Annotated in this window: 15 protein-coding genes; 4 read left to right on the top strand and 11 right to left on the bottom strand. The window is 62.9% G+C overall.

Features of this window, described 5'->3' with window-relative positions:
• Nucleotides 1-74: 74 nt before the first annotated feature.
• From PQR42_RS31275 to PQR42_RS31255, 5 genes are all read right to left on the bottom strand, one after another.
• The gene (locus PQR42_RS31275; protein ID WP_408388314.1) at nucleotides 75-1,334 is read right to left on the bottom strand and encodes an acyl-CoA dehydrogenase family protein; all 1,260 of its coding nucleotides are present in this window, start codon (nucleotides 1,332-1,334) and stop codon (nucleotides 75-77) included.
• Between the two features lie 82 nt (nucleotides 1,335-1,416).
• Complete coding sequence (locus PQR42_RS31270) at nucleotides 1,417-2,523, bottom strand: phosphotransferase (protein WP_408388312.1); 1,107 nt, start codon at nucleotides 2,521-2,523, stop codon at nucleotides 1,417-1,419.
• A gap of 20 nt (nucleotides 2,524-2,543) precedes the next feature.
• Nucleotides 2,544-3,260 carry a histidine phosphatase family protein gene (locus PQR42_RS31265; RefSeq protein ID WP_408214613.1) on the bottom strand — a complete coding sequence of 239 codons (717 nt, stop codon included), beginning with the start codon at nucleotides 3,258-3,260 and terminating at the stop codon, nucleotides 2,544-2,546.
• Between the two features lie 11 nt (nucleotides 3,261-3,271).
• Nucleotides 3,272-4,060 (bottom strand): oxepin-CoA hydrolase, alternative type, encoded by a 789-nt coding sequence (locus PQR42_RS31260; RefSeq protein WP_408214615.1) that lies wholly within the window; start codon nucleotides 4,058-4,060, stop codon nucleotides 3,272-3,274.
• Nucleotides 4,057-5,622 carry a 3-hydroxyacyl-CoA dehydrogenase gene (locus PQR42_RS31255; protein WP_408388310.1) on the bottom strand — a complete coding sequence of 522 codons (1,566 nt, stop codon included), beginning with the start codon at nucleotides 5,620-5,622 and terminating at the stop codon, nucleotides 4,057-4,059. Before PQR42_RS31255 ends, PQR42_RS31260 begins: the two co-directional genes overlap by 4 nt.
• A gap of 126 nt (nucleotides 5,623-5,748) precedes the next feature.
• Between PQR42_RS31255 and PQR42_RS31250 the strand changes: the two genes are divergently transcribed.
• Nucleotides 5,749-6,396, top strand: coding sequence for a glutathione S-transferase family protein (locus PQR42_RS31250; RefSeq protein ID WP_408214621.1), 648 nt, complete (start codon nucleotides 5,749-5,751; stop codon nucleotides 6,394-6,396).
• 106 nt (nucleotides 6,397-6,502) lie between these two features.
• Here the strand turns inward: PQR42_RS31250 and PQR42_RS31245 are convergent, their stop codons facing one another.
• Nucleotides 6,503-7,675, bottom strand: a complete 1,173-nt coding sequence (locus PQR42_RS31245) for a pyridoxal phosphate-dependent aminotransferase (protein WP_408214624.1) — start codon at nucleotides 7,673-7,675, stop codon at nucleotides 6,503-6,505.
• Between the two features lie 142 nt (nucleotides 7,676-7,817).
• Complete coding sequence (locus PQR42_RS31240) at nucleotides 7,818-8,315, bottom strand: putative toxin-antitoxin system toxin component, PIN family (protein WP_408292979.1); 498 nt, start codon at nucleotides 8,313-8,315, stop codon at nucleotides 7,818-7,820.
• A gap of 57 nt (nucleotides 8,316-8,372) precedes the next feature.
• Between PQR42_RS31240 and yaaA the strand changes: the two genes are divergently transcribed.
• Both yaaA and PQR42_RS31230 read left to right on the top strand, forming a co-directional pair.
• Nucleotides 8,373-9,155 (top strand): peroxide stress protein YaaA, encoded by a 783-nt coding sequence (yaaA, locus tag PQR42_RS31235; RefSeq protein ID WP_408388308.1) that lies wholly within the window; start codon nucleotides 8,373-8,375, stop codon nucleotides 9,153-9,155.
• A gap of 33 nt (nucleotides 9,156-9,188) precedes the next feature.
• Nucleotides 9,189-10,343 (top strand): M14 family metallopeptidase, encoded by a 1,155-nt coding sequence (locus PQR42_RS31230; RefSeq protein WP_408388306.1) that lies wholly within the window; start codon nucleotides 9,189-9,191, stop codon nucleotides 10,341-10,343.
• Nucleotides 10,344-10,456: 113 nt separating this feature from the next.
• On the opposite strand, the gene PQR42_RS31225 is transcribed toward PQR42_RS31230, so the two are convergent.
• The 4 genes from PQR42_RS31225 to PQR42_RS31210 all read right to left on the bottom strand — a co-directional run bounded on the left by PQR42_RS31225 (nucleotide 10,457) and on the right by PQR42_RS31210 (nucleotide 14,396).
• The gene (locus PQR42_RS31225; RefSeq protein ID WP_408388304.1) at nucleotides 10,457-11,113 is read right to left on the bottom strand and encodes a BspC domain-containing protein; all 657 of its coding nucleotides are present in this window, start codon (nucleotides 11,111-11,113) and stop codon (nucleotides 10,457-10,459) included.
• Nucleotides 11,114-11,280: 167 nt separating this feature from the next.
• Nucleotides 11,281-11,955 carry an energy-coupling factor ABC transporter permease gene (locus PQR42_RS31220; RefSeq protein WP_132375227.1) on the bottom strand — a complete coding sequence of 225 codons (675 nt, stop codon included), beginning with the start codon at nucleotides 11,953-11,955 and terminating at the stop codon, nucleotides 11,281-11,283.
• 112 nt (nucleotides 11,956-12,067) lie between these two features.
• Nucleotides 12,068-12,946, bottom strand: coding sequence for a response regulator transcription factor (locus tag PQR42_RS31215; protein ID WP_408214640.1), 879 nt, complete (start codon nucleotides 12,944-12,946; stop codon nucleotides 12,068-12,070).
• A gap of 235 nt (nucleotides 12,947-13,181) precedes the next feature.
• Nucleotides 13,182-14,396 (bottom strand): DUF2863 family protein, encoded by a 1,215-nt coding sequence (locus PQR42_RS31210; RefSeq protein WP_408214643.1) that lies wholly within the window; start codon nucleotides 14,394-14,396, stop codon nucleotides 13,182-13,184.
• Between the two features lie 271 nt (nucleotides 14,397-14,667).
• On the opposite strand from PQR42_RS31210, the gene PQR42_RS31205 reads away from it, so the two are divergent.
• Nucleotides 14,668-15,783: an AI-2E family transporter gene (locus PQR42_RS31205; RefSeq protein ID WP_408214647.1), complete on the top strand. Its 1,116-nt coding sequence runs from the start codon at nucleotides 14,668-14,670 to the stop codon at nucleotides 15,781-15,783.
• The last annotated feature ends 11 nt before the right edge of the window (nucleotides 15,784-15,794 follow it).

Here is a 15,794-nt window from a genome sequence, read left to right as displayed (position 1 = left end):
CAATTGACGAAAATTAGAGCATAGATCGCGCGATGCTGCTTGCAGCGGCGCAAGCGCGGCCACTCAGTGCAACCTCAAACTCGCGTAATCGGCGTCTCCACACGAGCCGCCGCGCCGGCATCCATATAACGCGCGAGTTCGAGTTTGGCGATCGCATTGCGGTGCACCTCGTCGGGACCGTCGGCGAAACGCAGCGTTCGTGCCGATGCGTAGGCATACGCGAGCGGGAAGTCGTCGCTAACACCGCCGCCGCCGTGCGCCTGAATTGCCCAGTCGATCACCTGACACGCCATGTTCGGCGCGACGACCTTGATCATGGCGATCTCGCCGCGTGCGCCCTTGTTGCCGACAGTGTCCATCATGTACGCAGTTTTCAGCGTGAGAAGCCGCGCTTGCTCAATCATGCAGCGCGCTTCGGCGATACGCTCCTGCGTGACGCCTTGCGCAGCGACCGGCTTGCCGAACGCGACACGTTGCAGCGAGCGTTTCGCCATCAATTCGAGCGCGCGTTCAGCGAGCCCAATTAGACGCATGCAGTGATGGATGCGTCCCGGTCCGAGTCGGCCCTGCGCGATCTCGAAGCCACGGCCTTCACCGAGCAGCATGTTGCCGACCGGCACACGCACATTCTCGAGCGTGATTTCCATGTGCCCGTGCGGCGCGTCGTCGTAACCGAAGACGGTGAGCGGACGGTGCACGGTGATGCCGGTGGCGTCGGCGGGAATCAGAATCATCGACTGCTGCTGGTGGCGCGGTGCTTCCGGATCGGTTTTGCCCATGACGATATAGATCTTGCAGCGCGGATCGCCCGCGCCGGACGACCACCACTTGTGGCCGTTGATCACGTAGTAATCGCCATCGCGCACGATGCTGGTCTGGATATTGGTCGCATCCGACGACGCCACTTCAGGTTCCGTCATCAGAAACGCCGAACGGATCTGACCTTGCAGCAGCGGTTCGAGCCACGCGCGCTTGTTGTCGTCGCTGCCGTAGCGTTCGATCGTTTCCATGTTGCCGGTGTCGGGCGCGTTGCAGTTGAATACTTCAGGCGCCCAGGGCACGCGGCCCATGATCTCGCACAGCGGCGCGTATTCGAGATTCGTCAAGCCGGCGCCGCGCACGGAGTCGGGCAGGAACAGGTTCCACAAGCCGGCGTCGCGCGCTTTCTGTTTGAGTTGTTCGATCAGTTCGGTCGGCAGCCACGCGTTGCCGCTCTGGCGATTGCGGGCGATCTCCGCGTAGAACGCCTGCTCGTTCGGATAGATGTGCTCGTCGAAGAAGGCGAGCAGTTTCTCGCGCAACGCCTGAACCTTCGGGGTGTAGTCGAAATTCACGTAGGACCTCGCGGATGATGAGTAACGGACGACGTTTGTTCGGAGCGCACAACCGGACGCGCGACTCGGCGCGCAAATCCGGTCAGCGCACTTTCTGCGCGTAGCGCCAGGCGAGTTCGGCCATCGGCTTCGCGCGACGGCCGGCGTCGAGTGCCTGAGCGCTGGCCGCGGTGCCGTCGACGACGCGTTTCATGATCCCTTGCAGGATCGCGGCAATGCGAAACATGTTGTACGCCAGGTAGAAATTCCAGTCGCCGTGAATCTCCAAGCGGGTGCGTTGGCAATAACGTTCGACGTACCGGCGCTCGTCGGGAATGCCGAGGGCCGCCCAATCGAGGCCCGCGATGCCGCGGAATTGCGCCGGGTCGACGTGCCACGCCATGCAGTGATACGCGAAGTCGGCAAGCGGATCGCCGAGCGTCGACAACTCCCAGTCGAGCACCGCAAGCACTCGCGGCTCGTCGGGATGAAAGATCAGATTGTCGAGCCGGTAGTCGCCATGCACGACCGATGCTCGCTCGCCCGTTTCGGCCGGCATATGCTGCGGCAGCCATTCGATCAGGCGCTGCATCGCGTCGATCGGTTCGGTTTCGGATGCGATGTACTGCTTGCTCCAGCGGCCGATCTGGCGCGCGAAGTAATTGCCCGGCTTGCCGTAGTCGGCGAGACCGACAGCCGCGACGTCGACGCTGTGTAGCGCCGCGATCACGCGATTCATTTCGTCGTAGATGGCGGCGCGCTCCGCTGGCGTCATGCCGGGCAACGATTGATCCCACAGCACGCGGCCTTCGACAAACTCCATCACGTAGAACGCGCGGCCGATCACGCTTTCGTCCTCGCACAGGGCGAGCATTTTCGCGACCGGCACGTCGGTGTCGGCGAGCGCGTGCATCACGCGGTATTCACGTTCGACGGCGTGCGCGGACGGCAGCAGTTTCGCCGCCGGCCCCGGCTTGGCGCGCATCACATACGAGCGCGACGGCGTGAGCAGCTTGAACGTCGGATTAGACTGGCCGCCGGCGAATTGCTCCAGCGTGAGCGGCCCGGAAAATCCGTCGACATGCTGGGTCAGCCAGGCGGCGAGCGCATCGGTATCGAAGCGTTGCCGCTCGCTGACCGGGCGCGTGCCCTCGAAGTCCGAATAGTCCGGTTGGTGTTCTGGTTTGCCGGTCTGTGTGGCTTGCACCATCTGTCTCCTCCAGTTCGGGTTCAGCTACGCTTGTATTGAATGAATTGTGCGTAGAGCATTTCCATCGTGGTGTTGCGGACGTCGCGATGCAGCGGCGACGGAGGTGAATAGTTGATGGTGCGCAGCACCCAGTCTCGCGGCGCGGCACCCACGTCGAGCGCATTGATGCAGCCGGTGGCTTGCGCAAGATGGCCGAAGAACGTCCGGCCGCCGGCCGTGAGCGCGTGCGACAGGATGGCCCGGTTGACGCCGCCGTGCAGCACAAGCAGCACAGTGTCCCACGACGTGTCCTCGCGCAACGCCGTTATCGCAGGCAATACACGATCGAACAAGGCGCCGATGGTCTCGCCGTCGAGAAAGCGCGTGCTTTCCGGCACGATGCCGTCGAACACGCCGAGAAACGCGGCTTCGATATCCTTCGGTGGAATATTGTTGAGCTTGCCGCCGCGAATCTCTTCCCAGGCGGGCTCGATTTCGAGTTCGATCTGCTGGCCGGTCTCGGCCAAAACCCGCTGCGCGGTTTCGATGGTACGCGGCAAGCCACTGACGATCACCCGGTCGAAACGCACCTGCCGTTCGGCGAACACGCGGCCCGCCGCGCTGGCCTGCTCGCGGCCGTTGGCGTTCAGGGGCACGGTTTCAGGATCGATCGCGCGGCCGGAGTCGTCAAAGTAGGTGACGTCGCCGTGACGCATCAGAAAGATGCGGCGGCGCTTGGGCAGTTGATAGTCAGGCATCGTCCCTTCGTTCACTTATAGACCGGCGCGCGTTTTTCGAGGAACGCGGAAATCCCTTCCAGCCCTTCGCGATGATGCAGCGAGGCGACAAAGCTGTCGCGCTCCGCCACGAGATGATCGGCGAGCGGCTGCGCGCCGGCTGCACTGATCAGCCCCTTGATGCGCGCGACCGAGTTGGGCGAAATCTTGCCGAGCTCGTCGGCCCACGCGATCGCGGCGTCGCGCACGGCGCCGGTCTTGGCCAGTTTGTTGACGACACCGAGTTCATGCAGACGCGTGGCGCCGATCGGTTTGCCTTCGATCAGGACTTCGGTGGCCAATTGACGCGGCAGCGCCTGAGCGAGAAACCACGAACCGCCGCCGTCGGGCGTCAGGCCGACGCGTGCATACGACATGACGAATTTGGCATCGTCCGCGGCGACGATCAGATCGCACGCCAGCGCGAGCGAGAATCCCGCGCCGGCTGCGGCGCCGTCGACGGCGGCGATCACTGGCTTCGACGAAAGACGCAGCGCCGAGATCCATTCGCCGAGCAGATCGATGCTCTCGGCTTGCACGGACGGATCTTTCGCGCGGTTTTCCAGCAGGCGGTTCAGATTGCCGCCCGCGCAAAAGAAGTTGTCGGCGCCGGTAATCACGACGGCGCGAATCGACGGATCGCGCTCCACCGAGTCGAGCGCCTCGATGCCGGCGGCGTACATGTCCGGATGCAGCGCGTTGCGTGCACCGGGGTTCGAGAGCGTGAGGACCAGCGTCGATTCGCTTTCGGTGGGGCGCGAGGTCAGCAGTTCGGCGCTCATTGTTGCGTCTCCTGAGTCTGCATTTCGGTGTCGGCCGCGTCGCGTTGAGTGAGCGACAGGGCAAGCTGGGCGCGCCGCGCGAGCCAAGGCGACGGACGATAGCGCGGATCGCCGAGCACACTGAACATGTTACGCAGGATCGCGAGAATGGTCGTCGAGCCGAGCGCGTCGCCGAGGGCTAGCGGGCCGCGCGGGTAGCCGAGGCCGAGTGTCACGGCGAGATCGATATCCTCCGGCGTGGCGATCTGTTTTTGCGCGATGTCGCAGCCGATGTTGACGATGGTCGCCACCACGCGTTGCGCGACGAAGCCGGTCGAGTCGCGGATCACGGTGACGGGCACGCCGTCGGCGGCAAAGAGCGCATGCGCCGCGTCACGCGTGGTGCGCGTGGTGGCGGGCGTTGTCATCAGCGTGCGGCGTTGCGCACCGACGAGCGGGAAGAGCGCATCGATTGCGACGACGCGGCGGGCGTCGAGCGCTTCATCGACCGCGGCCGTGGTCGCATCGTGGCCGAAGGGCGTGACGACGATCAGCGAGTTCGCTGCGGGCGTGGCGCCGTCGTCGAGCTTCACACCGGCTTTCTCGATCAGTTGCACGACAGCGTCGTGGGCCTGCGGATAACGCTTGCTGACCCATACGCTGGCCGGCAATTCGGTCGGCGCGGGCGCTTCGGCAGGCACTTGCTGCTTGCCGTCTTCGTAGCGATAAAAGCCTTCGCCCGTCTTGCGGCCGATCAACCCGCCCGCGAGCCGCGTGCCGGTAATGGGCGACGGTGTGAAACGCGGCTCTTCATAGAACTGGTGATAGATCGACTCCATCACCGGATGCGAGACGTCCAGCGCCGTTAGATCGAGCAACTCGAACGGCCCGAGGCGAAAGCCCGCCTGCTCGCGCATGATGCGGTCGATATCGGCGAAGCTCGCCACGCCTTCACCGGCCACGCGCAAGCCTTCAGTATTCATGCCACGGCCCGCGTGATTCACGATGAAGCCGGGCATATCTTTCGCGCGCACCGGCGTGTGACCCATGCGGCGCGCGAGATCCATCAGCGCGTCGCCGGCCGCGGGGTCGCTGCGCAGACCGTCGATCACTTCGACGACCTTCATCAGCGGCACGGGATTAAAGAAGTGATAGCCGACCACGCGCGACGGATCGTTGCAGCCGGCGGCAATCGCCGTGATGGACAACGAAGACGTATTGGACGCCAGCACGCAGCGGCCACTCACGACGGTCTCGAGTTCGCGGAACAGTGCCTGCTTCACGTCGAGTTTTTCGACGATCGCCTCGACGACCAGATCGCAACCGGCCAGATCGCCGATGGCCTGCGCGCCGCTCACGTTCGCGAGCGCCGCAAGCGAGCGCGCCTGGTCGAGCTTGCCTTTGGCGGTCAATTTGGCGAAAGTCTCGGCAAGGTAGTCGCGCGCGGCGCCGATTGCCGCAGGGTTGGTGTCGTACAGACGCACGGTGAGGCCGGCCAGCGCGGCAATCTGGGCGATGCCGCGGCCCATCGCTCCGGTTCCGACAATGCCGATGGTCTCGATGCTGAAATTGCGAGAGGTCATTGTGATGCTCGACTCCATGGTTATTTTAGAATAGCACGATCGTGCAATTTACTGGATGATTGATCGAAGGCCGCTGCTTTGACAGTGATGGGCGGTTGGATACAACCCGAATGAAGGAGACACCCAATGATCAAGCTGTGCGGTTTCGCGCTCTCTAACTATTACAACAAAGTGAAGTTCGTGCTGCTCGAACACGGCATTCCGTTCGAGGAAGTGTCCGTGAAGCCCAGTCAGGACGAGGCGATGCTCGAGCATTCGCCGCTCGGCAAAGTGCCTTATCTGCAGACTGAAGACGGCGATCTGTGCGAATCGCAATGCATTGTCGAGTATCTGGCCGCGCGGTTTCCCGACAAGGCGATTTTCTCCGCCGATCCATGGGAAGCGGCCAAGGAGCGCGAACTGATCATGTTCGTCGACGTGCATCTCGAACTGACCGCGCGCAATCTCTACAAGGAAGCGTTCTTCGGCGGCACGGTGACGGACGCGACCAAAGGGCGTGTTGAGAAACTGCTCAAGCACCACATTGCCGGCTTCAAACGGATCGCGAAGTTCGGGCCGTATCTGAGGGGCGAGCGCTTCAGCGTGGCGGATACGGCCGGGTATGTGAGCTTGCCGCTGGTGGGCATGGCGACGCAGACCATCTACGGCCACGATTTTCTGCTCGACGCCGGCATCGACTGGAAGAGCTACTTGAAAGCGATCAACCCGCGGCCGGCCGCGCAGCGTGTGACCGAGGATCGCAAGGCGCATATTGCGGCGTCGCGCCCGGCTTGAGGGACGTAGCCCGAAGGAAAGCGAACCGGGGCGTGCCGCGCACGCCCAGGCCGCTGCGCGCGATGGCGAGGAACGTAGGTTCGTTCGCAGCATCGCGCGGGACATGCTAGAGGCGCGCCAGCCGCTCGAGCGCGGTGGCGAGCGTGCTTTCCTGCTTGGCGAAGCAGAACCGCACCACGCCCGACTCATGGGCCTCGTGATAGAACGCCGAGACAGGAATGGCCGCGACGCCGATCTCGCCAGTCAGCCATTGCGCGAATTCGGCTTCGGGCAAGTCGCTGATCGCCGAGTAGTCGACGCACTGAAAGTACGTGCCCGTGCACGGCAACAGCTTGAAGCGCGAATTGGCGAGGCCGGCGCGGAAGAAGTCGCGCTTCTTCTGATAAAACGCCGGCAGGTCGAGATACGGAGCCGGATCTTTCATGTAGTCGGCAAGGCCGATCTGCATCGGCGTGTTGACCGTGAACACGTTGAACTGGTGCACCTTGCGGAATTCGGCGGTGAGCGCGGCGGGCGCGGCCACGTAGCCGACCTTCCAGCCCGTTACGTGATAGGTCTTGCCGAAGCTCGACACCACGAAACTGCGTTGCGCGAGTTCCGGATAGCGGGCCACGCTCTCGTGCGGCGCACCGTCGTAGACCATGTGTTCATACACTTCGTCGGACAGGATCAGCACGTTGGTGCCGCGCACGATCTCTTCGAGCTTGCGCATGTCCTCCGCGCGCCACACCGTGCCGGTCGGATTGTGCGGCGTGTTGATCAGCAGGAGCCGCGTTTTCGGCGTGATCGCGGCGGCGAGCTTGTCGAACGGGATCGCGTAGTCGGGCGCGTCGAGCGTGACGAACACCGGCTTGCCGCCGGCCAGTTCAATGGACGGCAGGTAGCTGTCGTAAGTCGGCTCGACCACGATCACTTCGTCGCCCGGGTGGACCGTGCAGAGAATCGCGGTCAGCAACGCTTGTGTCGCGCCCGCTGTCACGGTGATTTCGGTGGTGGCGTTGTAGCGGCGGCCGTACAGGTTCTCGATCTTGTCCGAGATCGCCTGACGCAGCGGCGCGGCGCCGGCCATCGGTGGATACTGGTTGTGGCCGTCGCGCATGGCGTTCGCGACCGCGTCGACGATCCGCGGATCGCAGTTGAAATCGGGAAACCCCTGACCCAGATTCACCGCGCCTTTTTCGGCGGCGAGCGCGCTCATCACCGTGAATATCGTCGTGCCGACATCCGGCAGGCGAGACGGAAACGTGGGATTCGTGGGCGTGTCGTGCGGTGCATTCATGGCGCTGTCCGGAGCGTGGGCAAGTGGGTTAGGCAAAGGCGTCGTTTGAAACGGGCGAAGCCTGATTGTAGGGAATCGCGGCGCGGTGTGCGCGCCACGGAACTCACGTTAGCCGTCTGGCCAGGGCCATGCGGCTGGAGGGTCATGCGGTTAAAGGCTCGCCCGCGGCGCTCAGCGACATACCGATGGCGGCGACGAACGGCGCCGGCTGCGCGATCTGAAAGCCGAAGTCACGCGCAATCCGCTTGGCCAGCTTCAACACCGCGCGATCCTTCGAAACCAGCCAGTCGGCCTGCGCGGCGTGCGCGAGTTCGAGAAACTTCTGGTCGTCGCGGTCTTTGCATTTGGGCAAGGGCTTGGCGTCTTCCGCTTGCGCCTCGGGTTCGACCAACTGCGCGAGCCGTGCGACGACCGCCAGCGCCGCGGCCTTGTCCACATTCCGATGCACGAATTGCGGGTAGTCGAGCACGTAGGTGAGTTCGGCGAGGCAGCGCGCGTCGATCAGCGCGGCCAGCGCGCCGCTTTCGAGCGCGGCCGCGATCGGCCGCGTGTGCGGGTCGTCGAACACGAGAATGTCGATCCACACATTGGAATCGAGGACGACGCGCAAAGCGTCGGGTGAGGCATGGGAACCGGGCATTCGTTACAATCTGGCTTTCGTCTTTGACCGCCAGGCACGGCGTGCCTGCAAGCCTCTATGATAATCGTTCTGTCGCCGGCGAAATCGCTCGACTACGAAACCCCGCCTCACGTCAAAAAGCACACGATCCCCGATTTTGTCGACGACGCGGCCGAATTGATCGGCGGACTGCGTCGTTTGTCGCCGCAGCAGATCGCCTCCCTGATGGACATTTCGGATCAGCTCGCGCACCTCAATTTCCAGCGCTACGCGGAGTGGTCGCCCAAGTTCGGCACGCACAACGCCAAGCAGGCGGTGCTGGCGTTCAATGGCGACGTGTACGAGGGCTTCAACGCGAAGACGCTCTCGTCAGCGGATCTGGACTATGCGCAGAATCACGTGCGCGTGTTGTCCGGCTTGTACGGTTTGCTGCGTCCGCTCGATCTGCTGCAGCCTTACCGGCTCGAAATGGGTACGCGCTTCGCTAATCCGCGCGGCAAGGATCTGTACGCGTTCTGGGGCGAGCGCATCACGCAGGCGTTGAATGCGCAATTGAAGAAGAACGCCGCGTCATCGCGCGTGCTGGTGAACTGCGCATCGGGCGAGTACTTCAAATCGGTCAAGCCGAAGCTGCTCGAAGCGCCGATCATCACGCCCGTCTTCGAGGACTGGAAGGGCGGCCGCTACAAGATCATCAGCTTCCATGCGAAGCGCGCGCGCGGCCTGATGGCGCGCTATGCCGTGGAAAACCGCTTCGACAGGCCTGAGCAACTGAAGGACTTCGACGTCGACGGCTATGCGTTCGACGCTGAAGCCTCGAACGATTCCACTTATGTATTCCGCCGCCGCGTCGCTGAATAAGCGTCGCGGCGCAGACAAGCAGGGAAGAACATCATGACGTTATCTATTACAAGCAACTTCGACGCGGGCGCGATCGAAGTGCTGTCCTGCGAAGACGCGGGCAATATCCGTTTGCGCGTGCGGCCGGACAGTCACGCCGAGTTCGCGCAGTGGTTTTATTTCCGCTTGTCCGGCGCGGCGGGCGAACGCTGCGTGATGACCTTCGAGAATGCGGCCGCGTGTGCCTTCGCCGAAGGCTGGCGCGACTATCAGGCGGTGGCGAGCTATGACCGCGTGAACTGGTTTCGCGTGCCCACGTCGTACGACGGCCGCGTACTGACGATCGATCACACGCCGGATTTCGACCGTATTTACTACGCGTACTTCGAGCCGTACAGCGAGGAGCGTCATTCGGAGTTTCTCGGCGCGGTGCAGCAGATGCCGCAGGCCACGCTCACCGAGTTGGGCACGACCGTCGAAGGCCGGCCCATGTCGCTGATCACGCTCGGCACGCCGCAAACCGGCGACACGCCCAAGAAGAAGATCTGGCTGATCGCGCGTCAGCATCCCGGCGAGACGATGGCCGAATGGTTTATCGAAGGTCTCGTCAAGCGGCTCGCGGGTTGGGGCGATTGGGCAGGCGATCCGGTCGCGCGCAAGCTCTACGATCACGCCGTCTTCTACATCGTGCCGAACATGAATCCGGACGGCAGCGTGCACGGCAATCTGCGCACGAATGCGGCCGGCGCGAATCTGAATCGCGAATGGATGGAGCCGGATGCCGCGCGCAGTCCGGAGGTGCTGGTCGTGCGCGATGCGATTCATGCCACCGGTTGCGATCTGTTCTTCGATATCCACGGCGACGAGGCGCTGCCTTACGTGTTCGTGGCCGGCTCCGAAATGCTGCCGGGCTTCACCGAACGGCAAGGGCAGGAGCAGAAAGCGTTCATTGAAGCGTTCAAGCAGGCGAGCCCTGATTTCCAGGACAAGTACGGCTACGCCGCGAGCAAGTATCGCGAGGACGCACTGAAGCTGGCGTCGAAGTACATCGGCAACGAATTTGGTTGCCTGTCGCTGACTCTGGAGATGCCGTTCAAGGACAACGCCAATCTGCCCGACGAACGGGTGGGTTGGAATGGCGAGCGTAGCGCGTCGCTCGGCGCTGCGATGCTGCAGGCGATCTTGCGGCACGTGGAAACATTTGCCTGAACATCGCTGCGCATAAAAAACGAGGCACACACTTCACGGTGTGTGCCTCGTTTTCATTGGAGCGCTTGTTTTGATCTGCGGCGCCAGCGGCCTGATGCCGCAAGCGTGACCCACTATTGAGTCTTTTTCTTCGCCGGCGTCTTCTTCGCGCTTGCTTTGTTCGAACTCGTTCGCGACGATTTGCCTGAGGTCGGTTTGGAAGACTTCGTGGTCGCCTTCTTCGTCGTTTTGCCGCTCGCCGAGTGCTTGCCTTTGGCGCTTTTATGCTTGCCCGACGACGCTTGCGACCCCGATGGTTCAGCGCTGCGAGCACGGGCCGGCGGCACCGGATCGTTCCAGCTGAACGCCAGCATCTGCGCGCCGACATAGCCGCAGCGGAACTTCAGATCGGCAGGATCGCCGCCGCCGCTCTGGCGGATGCCAAGCCCTTCGACGGTGACGATGTTATCTACCTTGACGCGCTGCTTGCCCTCGTCGAATGAATCGTTCCAGGGCGTGACCGACGCATGCGCGCTGTCGAACGAACTAGGTGGAAATTCGACATGGTCGAAGGCGGTCGACGTGCTGGCGACAAAGTTGCCGTGAGCCGCGCAGTCCGCAACGAGCGGGTCCGCATGCATATCATTGACAAATTTGTTGACGAGATCGTTGTGCTGCTCGAGTTGATCGGCGAATGCGGGAGCAGAGCATATGAGCGAGAGACTCGCCGCACATGTTGCCAACCGGCCGACCAACCGCAGCAATCGGCGCGGTACGTTGGTGCGATCCATCTAGTTCGTTAGACGCTAATGAGATGAGGCACGTAAGATGCCCGGCGACAGGGTGGAGTTCAATCCTGACACAAATATTTTGTCCTGTTGGTAGTGTGCGGGCCGGGGCGGCTCGACGTGGCCGAGTCGCTAATCGCCGTTGGTAGCGTTCGGTGCCCGCGCGAGTGTCAGGTGCGTGGTCCGCCCAGTCGGTATCTCCGCACATCATAAGTGGTGACCCACGCAGGGCGGTAGACCGCGATCAATGCCGTCGACATGCCAGTGAACCACGATTCCCCGATGGCAAGTAGAAACACGCTGAACGCGTAGCCCGCGGGCACCACGGTCATCGAACCGTCGGCGAGCGCGATATGAATGCCGAGGGCAGCCGCCGCCGTGAGCGACACGGCGATGGCAGGCGAGACAAAACCCTGGCCGAGGATGAACATGAAGAGATTGCGTGGAAGCCACGCGATGCTGATGCGCTGGAGCAAGGTGGAAATGCCAACCGGCAGCGCACCGTACACGAGGAAAGTTAGCGCGATGCCCTGCCAGGGGGCATCGAAGATGACGGCGGCAAGACCCGTGACCACCGCCATGGCGATCAGCGCCAACGCCCAGTCGAACAATGTGACGACTAGCGTGGCGCCAAGCAGATGCATGACGGTGCCGTCGTCGAGCCATGCATTACTTGCCCACAGCACCGACACTGCGACGATGATCGCAAGCCAGACATGCTGCAGTGTGCCGTCCTGAAGTCGTTTGAAAGGATTTTTCCACAGCGCGAGCGCGACCACTATCGCAGTGGCGATCCAGCCACCGACAGCGACCCAGAACGGAAGCGGTGTGTAGAGGAAACCCATGAGTCTCATATTACTCGTTGGACGAGAAAAGGTGTGAGCGGATTCCATGCCAGCGGGCGCAAACGCTGCCGGAAAGTGCTCGCCCGAATTCTGTTGCGCGTGTCGGCTGCGTTCATGCAGGACCTTGTGCGAGCGGGTCCGGTGCCGCTCCGGCGGGTGGCGGGTCGCCATATGGCGCGCCTGGTTCGGCCGCCATGGGCAACGAGGCGGCCGTGTCGTTAGCCGGCAACGGATACTGATAGCGCCGCCGCGTGCGGCGCCGCAACGGCACCACGCCGGGTTGCCCCATGATCGGGCGCAGCAGGCCATCGCCGCCATTGCGCAGCACTTGCAAATGGTTCGACAGCCAGCCGTTGTAAAGCGCGACCGCGGCGGCGCGATTCGGCGCGCCGAGCTGCTGGAATATGCTGGTCAGATGGATCTTGACGGTGCCTTCGCTGATGCCGAGCGTGCGCGCGATCATCTTGTTGGTGCTGCCCATGTGGACACAGCGCATGATCTGCTGCTGACGGGGCGACAGTACATTGGCCAGTCTGGTGCGGCGCGGCGGCGGGCTCTTCTCGTCGAACGGCCGGATAGTGGTGTCCGGCGGCAGCGGAGGATCGAGCGCCAGCGCGCCGGGCGGCACGTAGTGACCGCCCAGCAGCACCATTTCAAACGCGCGCACGATCAAACAAGGATCGGTGTCGCGCGGCACGACGCCGAGCACGCCTTCGTCCATGAGTTCTCGCACGGCGACCGGCGAGATCTGGTCGCTGAGCACGGCAATGCGCAGGTCGGGGTAATGGCTGAGCAGATGGCGAATATCGGCGATCGACATCCAGTCCTGCCAATCGACCAGGAGCAGGTCGGGCCGCTGACGCTTGAGCGTGCGTTCGACCTGACGCCAGTCTTGTGCCTCGTTGAAACGCGCCAGGCGGTCGATTTGCCGCAGCAGCGCTTTGAGCCCATCACGTCGTTCCGCGTCTGAGTTGAGTATCGAGAATCGCATGCATGTCTCCAGATGAGTCGGGCGAAGTGGCGCGATGCGTGCGCACGGCACATGAGAGCCGGATGCGTTCGCGATGCGTCGCCGTTCGTATGATGACAAATTCCCTTCGACTTGACGGCCTGTCCAAAAGGCATAAGAGGAATGACGTAAAAATGAACCGGCACAAAAAAAGCCCCGCGCGCGGCGGGGCTTTTTTGTGTCGACTCCAACGCGCAAAACGCGTCGGCGAGGAAGGTCAATGGAAGTGCGGCTGCGCGGGTTCTGCGTCTTCCGGCATTTCGGCGTGGACAATTTCGCCGAGCGGATCGGCATAGAGCGGTACGCCGCAGTCGTCGCAATATTCCGGCTCGAAGCGGCCGGCGTGGCGGCGCACTTCGGTTACGCCGGTCTCCTTGAGCAACGCGACGATTTCTTCGAGCGGATCGTCCGAGGCGGCGGTTTCCTGCGGTTCCTCGTCGATGCCGGGTTCGCCGTTCTCACGGCCGTACAGCGGCCACACGACGCCGTAGATCACCTCATTGCTGCCGCGGCGCGTGAAGCCGACGCGGTATTCGTCGATGCGGCGTTCGCCGAACCCCGCGACAACCGCGCGCAACTCCTGCGGCGCCGCGCCGATCGTGTCGAACAGATAGCGCACGGCGGTGCGCACCGTGTGAGGGCGTACGCGTTCGTCGGCATCGCGGCAGGCCGAGTAATAGGCATCCGGCAGCAGGCACTCGAATTCGCAGCCCGGCAGCACCAGCGACAAATTGGCGCCGCCTTGCGTGGCCCATTGTTCGAGGCATTGCCCACGTTCGATCCGGCTACCGTGTTCTTCTTCCTGCCAGCGGAACGTCGGCTCGCCGACCGGCGCTGCGACCACGGCCAGCAGGAAGCGCGGGTCGGCCAGGATCGGCGAGGTCTCCGGCAACTCGCCGAAATTCAGCTTGACGTTGCCACCAGCCATGGCTGCCTGGGCGAGCTGCTGGGCAATTCGCCAGGTTTCGACATGATGACGCGGCAGTTGATCGATGCTGTACAGGAACGGCGCCATGGCGACCCGTGTGTTGGCCGCGAGCACGTGCGCCTGCAGATGCGCGCGCAGGGCGTCGGCGGCATCGGCCTTGAGCGGACCGGACGGAATCATGTAGCGCGTCCAGGCGAGCACGGGTGCGGCGATCAGCAGCGCTTCGTAAGGCACGCCTTCGTGTTCGACGATGAACGACTCGCTGTGGGTTTCCGCCATATCGGCGAGCGCGCCGTAAGCATCGGGATGATTTTGCTGCAGATGATCGAGCGCGGCGTCCAGCGTAGTCTGGTTGGCGTTGCGGACGATCTTGGCCAGCAGCGCATCGAGTTTTGCTTCCCAGAAGCGGTCCTCGGTGCGGCTGCCCGACGCGAAAAGCGCGAGCGAGAGACCGACAAGCTTGTCGGCATCGGGGGGGAGACGTTTGGCGATTCGCGAGCGCATAAATCCGGAAATTGGGGTGCACAGAACCTTATATTCTAGTCTTTTCTATGCCGCCATATTGTTTGGCCGGCAATGCCGGATGAATTAGGACGTTTCCACACGCAAAATCAGCGCTGCTGAGCGTGTCTGCGGGGCCGTTGCATGGCGACCTGGCCCGATGATATAAGACGCCCCCGGGCGCATGACTCGCTTCTATACTGACCCTTTCAGCCGGCGCCCGACAAGCTTATGTCCGCTCGTCACTGGGGTTTGGCGCAACAGGAGATTCATTGTGAAATCGGACCAACTGATCGAACGTCTTGCCGCGGTGTTCGCGCTGATTATTCTGGTGGGCGGCTCGCTGCTGGTGCTGGCGCCTTTCACGACCGCGCTCCTTTGGGGCGCCATTCTCAGCTATAGCTCGTGGGGTTTGTACCGGCGGCTGACCGCGGCCCTCGGCGGGCGGCGTAAATGGGCCGCTACCTTGATCGTGTTGATCATTCTGATTGTGGTGCTTGGACCGTTCGTTTATGCGGGCTTTGCCTTCGGGGCGCACGTGCATGACATCGTCGCGCTGGTTCAGCGGCTCTTTGAGGCCGGCTTGCCGGATTTGCCCCCGTGGGTTGCCCGGATCCCGCTGGTGGGCTCCAACATCGAGGCATTCTGGGAGCGGCTCACAAGCAGCAATTCGGAACTGATCGCGCAATTACGTACGCTCGCGGCGCCGGCCGGCAAGTGGATTCTGGCGGCTGCGATTGCTGTTACGCATGGTCTCGGGTTGCTGGCGTTGAGCATCGTGCTCGCTTTCTTCTTTTATACGGGGGGAGAGGGCGCAGCGGCCTGGCTGAATGCGGGCATGCGGCGTATTGCCGGCGAGCGCGCCGATTATCTGCTGACGCTGGCTGGCAGCACGGTGAAGGGCGTGGTCTATGGGATTCTCGGCACGGCGCTCGTGCAAGGTATCCTGGCTGGGTTCGGATGCTGGATCGCCGGCGTGCCGGCGCCGGCGCTGCTCGGGCTGGCGACATTCTTTCTGTCGGTGATACCGGGCGGCCCTGTTGTCGTCTGGTTGCCTGCGGCAATCTGGCTGTACCACGGCGGCGCGACTGGATGGGCGATCTTTCTGGTGGTGTGGGGCGTGCTGGCGGTCGGCATGTCCGACAACGTTATCAAGCCGATCCTGATCGGCAAGAATAGCGACATGCCTTTGATCCTGGTGATGCTGGGTATCCTCGGCGGCGCATTTGCTTTCGGCTTCCTCGGTGTTTTCATCGGCCCGACTTTGCTGGCGGTCGCCTATACCGTGCTTCACGACTGGACGATCGGTGCGTCGGCTGCGCGCGCCTTGGCACCCGATGTGAAAGCGTCCGTCGTCGACGAGCCGGGGCCGGTAAAAAAGCTGCCTTGAATAAATTCCAG

The organism is Paraburkholderia sediminicola (assembly GCF_046027355.1).
Lineage (GTDB): Bacteria > Pseudomonadota > Gammaproteobacteria > Burkholderiales > Burkholderiaceae > Paraburkholderia > Paraburkholderia sediminicola_B.
This window is presented reverse-complemented; position numbering and strand designations above follow the sequence as displayed.

Coding starts and splice junctions, on each gene's coding strand:
- PQR42_RS31270 (WP_408388312.1), bottom strand. CDS start 2,523: ATGGTGCAAGCCACACAGACCGGCAAACCAGAACACCAACCGGACTAT.
- PQR42_RS31265 (WP_408214613.1), bottom strand. CDS start 3,260: ATGCCTGACTATCAACTGCCCAAGCGCCGCCGCATCTTTCTGATGCGT.
- PQR42_RS31260 (WP_408214615.1), bottom strand. CDS start 4,060: ATGAGCGCCGAACTGCTGACCTCGCGCCCCACCGAAAGCGAATCGACG.
- PQR42_RS31255 (WP_408388310.1), bottom strand. CDS start 5,622: ATGACCTCTCGCAATTTCAGCATCGAGACCATCGGCATTGTCGGAACC.
- PQR42_RS31250 (WP_408214621.1), top strand. CDS start 5,749: ATGATCAAGCTGTGCGGTTTCGCGCTCTCTAACTATTACAACAAAGTG.
- PQR42_RS31245 (WP_408214624.1), bottom strand. CDS start 7,675: ATGAATGCACCGCACGACACGCCCACGAATCCCACGTTTCCGTCTCGC.
- PQR42_RS31240 (WP_408292979.1), bottom strand. CDS start 8,315: ATGCCCGGTTCCCATGCCTCACCCGACGCTTTGCGCGTCGTCCTCGAT.
- yaaA (WP_408388308.1), top strand. CDS start 8,373: ATGATAATCGTTCTGTCGCCGGCGAAATCGCTCGACTACGAAACCCCG.
- PQR42_RS31230 (WP_408388306.1), top strand. CDS start 9,189: ATGACGTTATCTATTACAAGCAACTTCGACGCGGGCGCGATCGAAGTG.
- PQR42_RS31225 (WP_408388304.1), bottom strand. CDS start 11,113: ATGGATCGCACCAACGTACCGCGCCGATTGCTGCGGTTGGTCGGCCGG.
- PQR42_RS31220 (WP_132375227.1), bottom strand. CDS start 11,955: ATGGGTTTCCTCTACACACCGCTTCCGTTCTGGGTCGCTGTCGGTGGC.
- PQR42_RS31215 (WP_408214640.1), bottom strand. CDS start 12,946: ATGCGATTCTCGATACTCAACTCAGACGCGGAACGACGTGATGGGCTC.
- PQR42_RS31210 (WP_408214643.1), bottom strand. CDS start 14,396: ATGCGCTCGCGAATCGCCAAACGTCTCCCCCCCGATGCCGACAAGCTT.